The organism is uncultured Dokdonia sp. (assembly GCF_947492815.1).
Lineage (GTDB): Bacteria > Bacteroidota > Bacteroidia > Flavobacteriales > Flavobacteriaceae > Dokdonia.
The window spans coordinates 165,787-178,351 of sequence record NZ_CANLOB010000005.1 but is presented as its reverse complement, the minus strand read 5'-3'; the positions used below and the strand labels follow the sequence as shown (position 1 = coordinate 178,351).

Sequence of the window (12,565 nt, the reverse complement as noted above, 5' to 3'; positions counted from 1 at the left end):
TTATAAAAATGAAAAAAATGAAAAAATTAAATCTAAAAAAAATTACTATCTCTGAATTAAGTAAGGATGAAACTAGAAAAATACGTGGTGGTACGGTAGGTGTTAATTGTGGAGATAAATCAAAACAAGGTGATCCAGAAAATTGTCCAAATAAAATTACTAAAGATCATGCATGTGGTAACTAGATCACAAGAAGAAAAATAATTTATTTCTATCACCCTTTTTAATAAAATCAAATATGTCTTTAAAAAAAATATATTCGTGTATAAAAATATGTGTTCTTTTTTTCGTTTGTATTTCTTGTGATAAACAATCAAACCTACCTCCAGCTGCTAAATCTGTTTTAACTACAGACATTCATCATGGAAAAGAAATAAAAGACCCATATAGAAATCTAGAAAACTTAGAAGATTCTACTGTTGTCAAATGGCTACAGAGCCAAAGCGAATATGCTTTTAACATTTTAGACAAAATACCAGGAAGACAAAGATTAATTGACAAACAAGCATCATATAATACTGAAGAAAAATCTTCATTTAGTTTTGTAACATATAGTAGTAATGGGAAGTTTTTTTATACCAAAGGAAATAAAAACGAAGACCCACACTATATATATTATAAATCACAGATTGATTCAAAAGAAGAACTTCTTTATGATACTAGAAACTATTCTAAAAAAAATGATTATAAAATTAGTTATATAAAACCAGATTGGGAGGGTAATAATATAGCTATTGCACTATCAAAAAAGGGTGAAGAAATATCTGAAATTATTGTTTTAGATGTAAATACAAAAAAAATACTACCTGGTGTTGTAAAAAAAAGTGTTACAAATTTCTCTGGCATACACTGGTTATCAAATAACACAGGATATATATACGTATACAGTCCTAATAATGAGCCAACAAGTCCGCAATACTGGATGGATATGCAATCTATTGTATATAAACTAGGTAGCGACCCAAACAATAGAATAGATGTCTTTTCAAAAAAACATGATAAAGAACTCCAATTACAGTCTGAGGATTTTCCCCTTATATACAATTATGATAAACAAGATGGTTATCTATTTGCCGTAGTAGGCGGTTCTTCTTCATTTTATGACATCTATTACAAGAAAGAAGAAGATCTATTATCTAACAAGGTTGGATGGAAATTACTAGCTAAAAAGGAAGATAAAATTAAAAGATTCAAAATTGATCAAAAAAATCGTCTAGTATATTTAACTTCTAAAAATAGTTCTAATAATAAGTTATGTAGAACACCAATGTCAAATATTAACTTTGAGTCTGCTGAAGTACTAGTAAAAGAAAAAAAAGAGAGAGTAATTACTAAATTTCACAATACTAAAGATGGGATTTATTTTACTGCCCAGAAAAATGGAATTGAAGAAAAGTTATATAGAATTGAGAATAATAAAGAAATCGAAGTCATACTTCCTAGAGACGTATCAGAAATGAACATTCAATCTCAAAGTATAGATCAAAATTTTTTAAAAATAAGTACTTGGGGGAGTCTTTCCCCTGCTATACATTATTTATACGATCTTGATAGCAGAACTTTTAAAATAGAACCTATTATTCCAATAGAAAAACATTCAGATTTTGATAATCTTGAAGTTAAAAATATTGAAATTCCATCTCATGATGGAGCTATGGTTCCAATTACAATAATTCATAAAAAAGGTTTAATTAAAAATGGTAATACTCCTACTTTTTTCTACGGTTATGGTTCATATGGAGGAACCGGCAGTATCTCGTTTAACCCTAATTTTCTTACTTGGGCTATAGAAGGTGGTATTTTAGTATATTCATACGTTAGGGGTGGTGGACAAAAAGGAGATGACTGGCATAAAGCTGGTTATAAAACAACCAAACCAAATACTTGGAAAGATATGATCGCTACTACAGAATATATGATTAAAGAAGGTTATACTAATACTGAAAAAACAGCAATATGGGGATCAAGCGCTGGAGGCATTATGGCTGGTAGAGCCATGACAGACAGGCCTGACTTATATCAAGCTGTGATATTAACTTCTCCAGCTTTAAATATGTTACGATCAGAAATACAACCTAACGGAAAGAATAGTATAAAAGAGTTTGGAACTTTTGAAATTAAAGAAGAATTTGAAGCTCTATTAGAAATGGATTCTTATCATCACATCAAGAAAGGTGTAGATTATCCAGCTACTTTAGTTACTGGAGGGATGAAAGATGGTCGCGTAGTTATTTGGGATCCTGCAAAATTTGTAGCTAAACTACAAGCGAATAATACATCTAGAAATCCAGTTTTATTCGGAGTCAAATTTGATGAAGGTCATGCAGGTATGGATGCAGGAGAAAATGAAAGATTAAAAAGATATGCAAATACTTTTTCATTTGCCTTATGGCAAATGGGATACAAAGAATATCAACCTAAATTTTAATCTATAATTAGGACTTCCTTCCATTTTATAGATTCCCCTAAATAATCAAGAATAGCTAATCCAATACCAGAAACTCCTCCTAAGAGTTTTTGATTAGACTTCCATAATGTGACATTATATTCTTTAAATCCTGCATAACCATCATTATGAGTAGCTAAGTTAATAGATAAGTTTGCCCAATAATCTGACATTTCTTTAAATAAGAGTATATTGGTTTGATCAAAAAAATGTTTATATATAATCATTATTCCAAATGCCCCATGACATAGACCTGCATCTTTAACTCCTGATTCCTTAATATCTTTTCTTTTAGTTGTTTTTTTTAAAATCTTTATACTTTCATTTAACAGATTATCATCCTTTAACGTTTGACTGGCCTTTAGGATTGAAATTGCCACACCTAAATCTCCATAACACCAAGCTAGTCTAGAATTTGATTTGTTAATTTCATTTTTTATTATCCAGTTTGGAAACGAAGAAGATAATTTAGAATTATTAATCTTATTATTTAAAATATAATTACAAGCAGGTTTTATAAGTTTAGTTGTAATACCGGAAAAGGTAGGATATACCCCTAACTTAGATAAAAAAACTACAATACTAGGAATTCCGTGTGCCAATCCAAGATTGCAACCCTCAGCGTTATAATCACCAGAAATAATATTTGATTCCCAATGAATAGTATCTCCACTCTTTATTGCTTTTGCGGATATTGCTTCAAGTAGCACAAAAAGATACCTTTCATACCTGAACTTTAATTTAGAAAAAGTAACATTCTGATAACGTTTTAAATAATAAAGTCCTATTCCTATAGCTCCATGCATGAAATCAAAATTATTATCCGTGATAAAGTCATTCATCTCACTTAATAAATATTCATCAACCTCTTCTGTAATAATATCCTCTTCTAATTCTATTTTCCCTTGTTCTTTTAATAACTCTAAAACCCAGCAAGCCCCTGCAATACCGTCACAAAATGTAGGGAAATTATACCCTTTTTCTATACGATTGAATAGTTCTATGATAATATCAACACCTTTTTCTATATGTCTATCATCATTCTTGTAATTACCAAAGTAAAAATGGAACAATGCATTCCCTGACAATCCAGTTAAAGCTCCTATTTCAGGGTTATAATCTTCATGATTTAATAAAAAATCAGCTATTTCATCAAGTTTACTTTCTAACTTATTATTTAAGTTCATATAAATATTTTATAAAACTATCTTTAAAATTTTATTTCTTTTTTTAGTCTTAAACCTTCTATAAAAACATTAATAAAGTTTTAAGTATCAGTAAAGATCAACAATATGAACTAAAACATAATTTAAATTGCAAATTTTTAGATAATAGTAGATTAAATCTACTTCCTAAATCTACATTCTAAGAATCAAGACTCTTAATTCCTAGAATAAAGACCTACTCCACTTGCAAACACACTAAAAACTTCACACTTTTGAACTGTTGAAACTAACAAACCCAATTTGTGACATTTAAAAAATTTCGTGTGGTGCGTAATAGAGCAAATTGGGTTTTAAATCCAAATAATAAATTAATTTAAAACGTAATAGCAATTTTTACATGATAGGATAGCAATATACAGAGAAGTAAGTAAATTCTGTTAATTTATGTTAAAAAAAAACAGATTCGCTTATAATAGAGAAAGCCTCTACAAGGTAGAAGCTCTCATCGTTTGTCAGAAAAACAAGCTAATGCCTGTTTATAAAACAAATATACTAAAGTTTTATAACATCAGGTACTGGTTTACATAGTGAAATGCTCTCACTCAAAACTAAGCCGCGATTACCGAAAAGCGAATGAGTAGGTACTATTTAAACAACAATTAAAATTTTAGTAATATGAAAACATTAAAAATATTTATTGCACTAGCAATTATAGGAATCACTGGTAGTATGAATGCTCAAGACGATTACACAATTACAGAAGGGCCAATTGTTATATCATCAACAATTGGTGATAATTCAACTTTTCTAGAAGTTCCGGATATTTGGAAAAATAAAAGAAGTTCTAATAAAAATAATTCTAGAGGAACCAAAACTGTCACAAAATTCATTAAAGAATTTGGAGGTGTCGTGAGTATTAGCTTTGATCAAAATGGAGTAAAACAGATACTTGTACCTAAAAACAAAAAACATCCTAAGGATTTATTAACTAGCAATCCAATTTCTAACACAAGAGATATAGGGAACTGTCCAACCGCTCGAGAATGTCTTTTTGAAACTCAAACTGAAACAGGCACAGTTCTTTGTGTTCTTTATTCTCCTTTATGTTCTTTGGTAAGTTTATTCTTTTAAATTAAAGAAGAGCGGTTTAAATCTAAAAAAAGCAAAATTGTCTTAAATAAAAATATTACTTTCACTTTAGTTATTTTATACTACTCTTTGCAAAAGATAAATAACATTTAAACAACAATTAAAAATTAAAAAATATGTCAAATATTATCTCAAGTATACTTTTATTAGCAGTATTATCTTTTATGATATATGCAGTATACACATTGTTTAAAAATTCTAAAATTAATCAAAATAATAAGATCATCTGGGTAGTTATCATTATTATGATGCCTCTAATTGGTGCTATTCTATTTTTGATTATGAATAAAAACAAAAAATGATTTTTGACATATTTCTTTTGATTCAAAACTCATCGAAATGAAATATTATATAAAATTAATAGTACTATTTATAACTCTTTTCCCAAGTACCCAAGAGTCCAACTCTCAAACTATAGAAAAAACAGACCAACAAACAACCACTGTGACCATAGAAATACCTCAGCAGTTAAAATCTGATCAAGTTTTAACAAAAAGTAATGAGTCTTCTTTTAAAAAATATTCTGAGTATAATAAAAAAGTAAATGGTCATGTAACTATATTATTAGATACTGAAGGAAAAGTCGTTAAAATTACTGCCCCAAAATCTGTAAGTTCAAATATCCTTTTAAATCAAGAATCTAAGATTGGTATTCCTTGCCCACAATGCCTAAATAAAGATGGATATGATGAAGCATGCGTATTAGTTTGCATATTTGAAGCTATTTTTGGAACTAAATAATTTAAACTTAAATCATGATGCTCTTATAGACTGAACTCTAAAAGAGCATCTATTTAAAAAGCCTATAACCTTATGAAACCAATACTCCCCACACTATTCTTAGTGTGCATATCAACTATTGCCTTATCTCAAGAGTACAAAGCTAGTTTTGGAAAGTATACAGGTTGTTTACGAGCAGGTGGTATTTGTACGATCGAAACACCGCCGCTTTCAAACAATAAAGCTATATATGACAATAACTTATCCTTTATAAGAACCGAAGAGGGAGCTACAATACTAAGAGTATATAGAGATAAATTGACAGTAGAAGAACATGATAGAATTTTAGGAGTTCCTATCACATCAAAAAATAAGAACTTACTACAGTTCACCATGGAAGAAGCGTTGCCATTGTCTGTAGAAATTAAAGCAGTAACATCAAATAAAAAATCCAAACAACTTGCAGAACTGGAAGCAAAGACCTACCCAACAGTCATTACTGATAACTATATAGACATCACCATTGTACCAGTAGACACCAATGTAAACTCAAAAGATGAATGACAAAATAGCCTTTCTCCCTCTGGGAGAAACGGGAATGAGGGCAAAACAAATAACGTCATGTTGAACTTATTTCAGCATCTCAACAAAAAGCAAATTAACAACAAATAAGATTCTGAAATAATTCGGAATGATTAAAATAACGAATCCTCTGTAGTTTTTCCTCTTTTGGAAGAAACAGGAATGAGGAAAAACACAAAACAAATGAAACTTATTATATACATCACCATCATTCTTTCCCTTTGTGGAATACACACTTCCTTTGCTATAAATGATACTGGAATTACCAATGAAATTTCTATTGAAGAGCATATAACACAACTATATATTGAGTTAGAAAACACCAAGACACAGTATCAAAAAAAGTATATGTTTATTTCCTTAGCACTATCTAAAGCTAACCAAGGAATCAAAGAAAGTATCACTAACGACCAAAAACTATATTGGTTATTAGAAAAAGATAAGCTCAAAGAAGAAAGAGAACGCCTAGCGTTAAGCGAACTATCTGACTTAAGTAAAATCAGATATATCAAAGGACTTCAAATTATTAAAATACTCTATGAAAAAACACTAGCCTTAGATCATCATTTTGCTTCAGTGAGCACATTCAACGAAATAAACAAAATAGCAAATCCTAACAATTATCCTGAATTCAAAAACATTAAAGAAACCATAGGTTCTAAAACAGACAAAAAGAAAGGTTTTGATCTTACTAAAATTCTAGGTAATAATATTTATGCATCAGTGGCGCATTCTTTTATTTCTTTATTTAATAATGATGGTACTTCCAGAGCTCAAAAAGAAGAAAGTCTTAAAGATGTAGAGTGTATATTAGATTTTACACTTCGTATGCATAACGACCTGAATACTATTTATTTTGAAACAGTATTTCTTCAAAAAAGCAATGAGAATATTATAGGAGAATTACAGCAACTTTTTATTGATTTCACAAAACCCATTAAATACAAAACGCCACTAAAAGAATGTCGAAATACTGATGATTGGGATAGTGTACGAGATCATTTAGACATTTATTTAGAAGCGCTTAACACAGCGCTGGCAGACGACAGCAAACGCTATAAAGCGCATAAAATGCAAATTAATCTAGAGTTTCCTATAGATAGATTATTACAATTTATAACACAGTACAACGCTTTTATAGATCAAGGAGCAAAATTTTACGAAAAGTTCGGAATCATGCTAGATAGTTATGAAAACGAAACCCAATGTGCTAGTAAAATTCCTATAGAATATAAAAAACTAAAAGAAAGTATTGTGGTGGCTATAGAAAAGTTTAATACCGCTTATAAGCCCGTAGAAATTAATGGAAGTAAAATGAAAGAAGTACTCTATGGACTTAATGAATATGATTAAACATACTATGATTGCGTTCACTAGTATTCAAACAGACATAAGTCTATTTGTATGGCAGCTATCTTTAATACTGAGTATCATTTTCATTGTATTTTTCATGATCAAAATAGTACTATTTATAAGAAAAGTATCACTATATATTGATTTAAAAGTTGCGTTTATGGAACATATATTACAAGAAATATCATCATAACTAAACGTAGTTTTCTATCTAAAAAAACATAGTAAAGAACTTATACACGTGAAATAAACCTTCGCTCAAGCAACTAATAAAAAATACAGAATAACAACTTCTTTACAATAAAGGAGAAGAGAAATACATCCTATTCTTAAAGTGCGCATACACTAGGATAGGTGACCTCTTCTCCCTCTTATGTGTTAGTTAGAGGAGCTGCTTTTATAAAACGATAACATGCGCATTAAGACATATTGGTTTCTCTATGCACCAGTCCTCCAATGTCTTAAGTTGTCGTTTTTAAAGCAGCGTTTCTCTATAGCAATCTACTTTTCTAATTGCTACACTACCTACCCTACTTCTTACAAACAATCCTTTGAAATCATACAACACACTTCTAGCCAAAGCGACTATAGCGTTCATAATGGGTATTATGCTATACCCATATACTAGGTTATCTTTATTTTGGTGTTGTATCCTTATTGGATTTTTTTATGGTATCGCTGGTGTTTTTCATAGTTGTATTTATAAAAACAAAAAATGGACAATCCCATTTGGAATAAGCATTTTAGCACTCTTCTTACTATTAGGCATCGGAAATACCATACTCAAAAACCCTCTAAACAAAGAGTCTCACTACACAAATCATAATGACCACAACACGCACACTTATTTATTTTCTGTTGTAGAAAAATTAAAATCGAGTCCATATCATGATAAATACATCGTACAATTAAAAAAGAGTGACAGTACACAAATCAATGGAAAAGCGTTACTATCTGTTCAAAAAGATAGTATTCAAAATATGCTTACTGTAGGGCATTGGTATTATACACGTACTTCATTAAAAGAACTCCCTAACATAAAAAACCCCTATCAATTTGAGTACGGAAACTATTTAAAAAGAAAACATATTTACGGTCAATTTTCAATAAAAAACAATGAACTCTTTAAAGGAGATAAAATCACAACAAACATATATACCGCTGCTATACGCTTTCGCGAAAGCGTGCTATTAAAACTAAAAAGACACCCATTTACAAAACAACAATTAACGATCATTCAAGCCTTATTATTAGGCCAAAAACAAGATATAGATCGCACATTGAGCAACCAATACGCAAATGCAGGAATGATGCATATATTAGCCGTATCGGGACTGCATGTAGGTATTATATTACTCATACTACGTTTTATGACAAGCTTGATATCAAACAGAAAACTTCGCTGGTTACGCTCTGGAATGATTATAGGACTATTGTGGGGATTTGCTTTTATTACCGGTCTATCACCTTCTGTTTTACGAGCGGTAACTATGTTTAGTTTTTTAGAATTTGGGGCATGCCTAGGTGGAAAACGAAGAACACATGATGCTCTTTTATTTTCTGCCTTTATATTATTGGTAATAGATCCATCATTGATATATCAAGTAGGTTTTCAACTAAGTTATCTGGCGGTTATTGCGATTTTATGGATACAACCGTGGTTGTACAGTTTTTATCGTCCAAAATACTATGTGATTACTAAATTATGGGGAGTTATTACCGTGTCTATTGCAGCACAAATTGGGGTATTACCTTTAAGCATATTTTATTTCCATCAATTTCCTGGATTATTCTTAATCTCAAATGTTGTTGTACTCCCATTTTTAGGCATCATACTTTCGATAGGCATACTAGTCGTAATTCTCAGTTATTTTTCGATACTACCTGATATACTAGCGATCATTTATGGAAAAATCATCAACCTCTTAAATAAATTTATCTCATGGATTGCCTCTAAGGAAACATTTGTTTTTGATCACCTATCACTATCATTAAACAATGTGCTTTTAGTATATGCTTTGATTATCTCTCTCATTTATGTGCTTAAAAAGTATCAATATAAAAGAATGATACTTTTCTTACTCCTTTGCGCCATAACATTGAGTATCCAATTATATCAAAGAAGTGAGGTGGATAATTCTCATTTAACCATTTTTCATAAATACAAAGAAACCCTGATAGGTATTTACGCATCTGATTCTTTAGTAATATATACCGATACCACTAACTCAGCATACCAAAATGACAGTCGTATAGAAGCGTATAAAAACAGATTTGGACTAGATACTTTTCACATACGAAACATGCAAAACTATTTTAGCTTCAAACATCAAAAAACATTAGTGATTGATAGTTTAGGAGTTTATAAAATCAAAAATGTACAACCTGACTATATCCTATTACGTCAATCTCCAGATATCAATTTAGAACGTCTTATCGCATTATATCCTGAGGTAAGCATCATAGCAGATGGGTCTAATTATAAAAGCGATATCACCCGATGGAAAACTACATGCCATCAACTAAAAATCCCTTTTCATAGCACTTATGAAAAGGGATTTTTTATGATTGAATAAGTCAAGAAACTAAATAAATTCCTGATTATAAAAGTAGCTATATTATGGTCTCTCTATATGTGAGGACTACTTCCCAAACGTATATTTAAAACTATCTTGATAGGCTTGCCATTTCTCTTGTGTTGTCAAATCTTTATAATCATCATTGGCAATCATCTTAAGGAAAATTTCTAGTTGGCGAGGGGTTTTATATCCTACCACAGGCTGAATATAATTTCCTTTTTCATCAAAAAATACAATACTAGGATATCCTCTTAATTTCATAGCTCTTGTAAATTCATGCGGACTATTACGGCCTTTACGATTAGGGTCATAACCAGGGTTTGTATACACATTATCCAAGTAATTAACCTCTTCAGTACCTTCTGCATTAAACTTTACAGCATAGTAATTTTCATTGATAAAATCGGCTACTTGTTGGTCACTAAACGTATTTTTATCTAACAATTTACAAGGACCACACCAAGTAGTATAAGCATCTACAATAATTTTCTTTGGTGTTTTCTCTTGCGCAGCTAAGGCTTCATCAAAAGTCATCCAATTAATTTCTTGTGCTGATAGCGAACTCACAAAAACGAGTGCACATATATAAAGTAGTTTTTTCATCTATTTTTAAGTTTACATCTTAATGAAGACAGAGGGTCTTAATGAATGTGTTGTCCTTTTATACGCTTTCGCGAAAGCGTATACTGCATCAATACAATTAGTATACCTCAGACATCATCTTCATCTATTTATGTCTAATTCTTTTCTAATCCCTTACAAACAAAAAACGTTCCAAGATAAGGAACGTTTTTGTGTTTATAATCGTATGAATTTTATTTAACGCCGTGCATTAATTTCTTTATCACTGGATATAATATCGCAGATAGAATACCTAACCCTACTGCAACTGCCGTAAGAAGCCAGAAAAAATAACTCAGTCCTTCTGTTTTTGCAATAGATTCTGATGCTTCTCCAAATACACCAGCTAATTTCATCCCGATAGCGACAGCAAGGTACCAGATTCCAAACATCATTGCAATCATTCTTCCTGGAACAAGTTTACTGACATATGAAAGTGCTACTGGAGATATACAAAGCTCTCCCATCGTATGAAATAAATATACTAGCACTAGCCAGATCATACTTACTGAAGCTGTTCTAGCACCTACTGGTATATCTGATGCTCCAATAGCCACACAGGCCATTCCTATACCTAAAAGCACCATCCCAATAGCATACTTCATATTTGCATTAGGATTGTATTTACTTTCCCACCACTTTGAAAACAATGGCGCTAAGGTTATAATAAATAATGAATTTAAAATTCCAAACCAAGACGCATCAATTTCTGCAATATCTTGGTTAAACTTATCAAACAATCTATAGAGTGCAAGTGCCCAAATGATCACAAAACTTAATGCCAATATGATATTTGATAAAGAATATTTTTTAAATGTTTTTGAGAATAGCTTAATTAACACCCACGTAATTACTACAAGTGGAATAATAGTAATAAGCGCATCTACAATTTTAAAAGTCAATCCAGCACTCCCTTCTAAAATACGATCAGTATAATCTCTTGCGAAAATGGTAAGAGAACTTGGTGCTTGTTCAAATATTGCCCAAAAGAAAATCGTGACAAATGCAAAGAACACTACGGCAAGCATTCTATCTCTTGTTATTTTAGCATATTTAGGGATTCTAATAACCAAAAGAAGAATAAACAAGACTAATGCAAATAATATCATAAAATTAGCCCCACTTAATCCAAAAAGCTCAAAATCAAACAGATTATACTTCCCTTCAGATATTTTACTAACAGGGTCATTTAGAATCCAAGAAAGCCCTATTACTGATGCGACTGCTATTAATACGAGTTCAAATTTTGTAAAAGGATTCAATTGTGTGTCTTCTCCTTCTTCTAAAACGACTTCTTCTTTTTTGGCCGGTTTTAATCCTATGTTACCAAAAATATCTTGAGCAAACCAAAATTGTAGTAATCCGAAAAGCATAAAAATACCTGCTAATCCAAATCCCCATCTCCAACCAACTTGCTCTCCAAAATAACCACATAAAAGAATTCCTAAAAAGGCCCCTGCATTTACACCCATATAGAAAATGGTATACGCACCATCTTTTTTTTCTGGTCTATGCTTATACATTTCTGAAATAATAGAGGTCATATTCGGCTTAAAAAAGCCACTTCCAAATACTAATAGCGTAAGTCCTGTATAAATAAAGAATGGTGTTTCTAGGGCCATTGCAGCATGTCCAAGAGTCATTAATAATGCACCAACAACAACTGCCCATCGATACCCTATTTTCTTATCCGCAAAATATCCTCCTAATAAGGTTGATAAATACACTAAAGAAGTATATGTGCCAAATATAGCAAAAGCATGTTCTCTCGGCCAACCCCAACCTTCATCCATTATAGATGCCGTAAAAAACATCACTAGTAAAGCTCTCATCCCATAGTAGGAAAAACGTTCCCACATTTCAGTAAAAAAGAGCACAAAAAGACCTGCTGGGTGCCCTATTACAGGATTTTCAAAAAATTTATCTGTAGAATTTGTCGCCATAATATC

At 31.0% G+C, this 12,565-nt stretch carries 12 protein-coding genes; 9 read left to right on the top strand and 3 right to left on the bottom strand.

What is annotated here, in order from left to right; all coding sequences use genetic code 11:
- Positions 1 to 17 precede the first annotated feature (17 nt).
- Together Q1A01_RS07595 and Q1A01_RS07590 are read left to right on the top strand one after the other, a co-directional pair.
- Positions 18 to 185, top strand: a complete 168-nt coding sequence (locus Q1A01_RS07595; RefSeq protein ID WP_299678333.1) for a TIGR04149 family rSAM-modified RiPP — start codon at positions 18 to 20, stop codon at positions 183 to 185.
- Between the two features lie 53 nt (positions 186 to 238).
- On the top strand, positions 239 to 2,428 hold the full coding sequence (locus Q1A01_RS07590) for a prolyl oligopeptidase family serine peptidase (RefSeq protein WP_299678330.1): 2,190 nt from the start codon (positions 239 to 241) through the stop codon (positions 2,426 to 2,428).
- Here Q1A01_RS07590 and Q1A01_RS07585 read toward each other — a convergent pair.
- Positions 2,425 to 3,633 carry a lanthionine synthetase C family protein gene (locus Q1A01_RS07585; protein ID WP_299678327.1) on the bottom strand — a complete coding sequence of 403 codons (1,209 nt, stop codon included), beginning with the start codon at positions 3,631 to 3,633 and terminating at the stop codon, positions 2,425 to 2,427. The genes Q1A01_RS07590 and Q1A01_RS07585 overlap by 4 nt on opposite strands.
- A 654-nt stretch (positions 3,634 to 4,287) precedes the next feature.
- Here Q1A01_RS07585 and Q1A01_RS07580 point away from each other — a divergent pair.
- The 6 genes from Q1A01_RS07580 to Q1A01_RS07560 all read left to right on the top strand — a co-directional run bounded on the left by Q1A01_RS07580 (position 4,288) and on the right by Q1A01_RS07560 (position 9,992).
- Complete coding sequence (locus Q1A01_RS07580; RefSeq protein ID WP_299678324.1) at positions 4,288 to 4,743, top strand: hypothetical protein; 456 nt, start codon at positions 4,288 to 4,290, stop codon at positions 4,741 to 4,743.
- Between the two features lie 134 nt (positions 4,744 to 4,877).
- Positions 4,878 to 5,063: a PLDc N-terminal domain-containing protein gene (locus Q1A01_RS23890; RefSeq protein ID WP_366520089.1), complete on the top strand. Its 186-nt coding sequence runs from the start codon at positions 4,878 to 4,880 to the stop codon at positions 5,061 to 5,063.
- A gap of 37 nt (positions 5,064 to 5,100) precedes the next feature.
- Complete coding sequence (locus Q1A01_RS07575; protein ID WP_299678321.1) at positions 5,101 to 5,502, top strand: hypothetical protein; 402 nt, start codon at positions 5,101 to 5,103, stop codon at positions 5,500 to 5,502.
- A gap of 72 nt (positions 5,503 to 5,574) precedes the next feature.
- A complete protein-coding gene (locus Q1A01_RS07570) occupies positions 5,575 to 6,045 on the top strand; it encodes a hypothetical protein (protein WP_299678318.1) in 471 nt (156 codons plus the stop codon).
- A gap of 201 nt (positions 6,046 to 6,246) precedes the next feature.
- A complete protein-coding gene (locus tag Q1A01_RS07565) occupies positions 6,247 to 7,416 on the top strand; it encodes a hypothetical protein (protein ID WP_299678315.1) in 1,170 nt (389 codons plus the stop codon).
- 551 nt (positions 7,417 to 7,967) lie between these two features.
- Positions 7,968 to 9,992 (top strand): ComEC/Rec2 family competence protein, encoded by a 2,025-nt coding sequence (locus Q1A01_RS07560; protein WP_299678312.1) that lies wholly within the window; start codon positions 7,968 to 7,970, stop codon positions 9,990 to 9,992.
- A 66-nt stretch (positions 9,993 to 10,058) separates the two neighbouring features.
- Here Q1A01_RS07560 and Q1A01_RS07555 read toward each other — a convergent pair whose 3' ends face one another.
- Positions 10,059 to 10,598, bottom strand: a complete 540-nt coding sequence (locus Q1A01_RS07555; RefSeq protein WP_299678309.1) for a thioredoxin fold domain-containing protein — start codon at positions 10,596 to 10,598, stop codon at positions 10,059 to 10,061.
- Between the two features lie 22 nt (positions 10,599 to 10,620).
- On the opposite strand from Q1A01_RS07555, the gene Q1A01_RS07550 reads away from it, so the two are divergent.
- Positions 10,621 to 10,818 carry a hypothetical protein gene (locus Q1A01_RS07550; protein WP_299678306.1) on the top strand — a complete coding sequence of 66 codons (198 nt, stop codon included), beginning with the start codon at positions 10,621 to 10,623 and terminating at the stop codon, positions 10,816 to 10,818.
- On the opposite strand, the gene Q1A01_RS07545 is transcribed toward Q1A01_RS07550, so the two are convergent.
- Positions 10,811 to 12,559, bottom strand: coding sequence for a peptide MFS transporter (locus Q1A01_RS07545; protein WP_299678303.1), 1,749 nt, complete (start codon positions 12,557 to 12,559; stop codon positions 10,811 to 10,813). The two genes, Q1A01_RS07550 and Q1A01_RS07545, sit on opposite strands and share 8 nt — an antisense overlap.
- Positions 12,560 to 12,565: the final 6 nt, after the last annotated feature.